General features: G+C 53.2%; 1 protein-coding gene and 1 pseudogene. Both read left to right on the plus strand.

The window, feature by feature from the left end:
• A pseudogene (locus tag ASC72_RS14565) lies at positions 1–549 on the plus strand (hypothetical protein); the annotation flags it as partial.
• A gap of 34 nt (positions 550–583) precedes the next feature.
• A partial coding sequence (locus ASC72_RS24825; protein WP_371258462.1) for a hypothetical protein occupies positions 584–807 on the plus strand: 224 nt, incomplete at its 3' end.

Below are 807 nucleotides of genomic sequence, written 5' to 3' on the forward strand. Positions count from 1 at the left end.
TCGGCGGAAGCCAAAAAGGTAAGCGACTTAGCAGTGTCAGGTGCAGCGATCAAATGGTATTCCGCTGCTACGGCAGGGACCTTATTTGCCGGAACCGAGACATTGGTTACAGGAACCTATTATGCCAGCCAGACGATAAACAGTTGTGAGAGTGCCAGAACTTCGGTAGCGGTAACCATCACGGCAAGTCCTTCAGCGCCAACAGCCACGGCTCAGAGCTACTGCTTTTCAGAAGCCAAAAAGGTAAATGACCTGCCGGCAACCGGAACAGGTATCAAATGGTATTCTGCTGCAACGGCCGGAACCTTATTTGCCGGAACAGAGACACTTCTTACAGGCACTTATTATGCGAGCCAGACAATAAACGGTTGTGAGAGCGCCAGAACTTCGGTGGCGGTAACCATCACGGCAAGCCCTTCAGCACCGACTGCCACGGCTCAGAGCTACTGCTCGGCGGAAGCCAAAAAGGTAAGCGACTTAGCAGTGTCAGGTGCAGCGATCAAATGGTATTCCGCTGCTACGGCAGGGACCTTATTTGCCGGAACCGAGNTCGGCGGAAGCCAAAAAGGTAAGCGACTTAGCAGTGTCAGGTGCAGCGATCAAATGGTATTCCGCTGCTACGGCAGGGACCTTATTTGCCGGAACCGAGCTACTTCTTACGGGCACCTATTATGCGAGCCAGACGGTAAACGGCTGTGAGAGTGCCAGGACTTCGGTAGCGGTAACCATCACGGCAAGCCCTTCAGCGCCAACAGCCACAGCACAAACATTCTGCTTTGCGGAAGCCAAAAAGGTAAGTGACTTAGC

Origin of the sequence: Flavobacterium sp. Root420 (genome assembly GCF_001427905.1) — a bacterium.
Lineage (GTDB): Bacteria > Bacteroidota > Bacteroidia > Flavobacteriales > Flavobacteriaceae > Flavobacterium.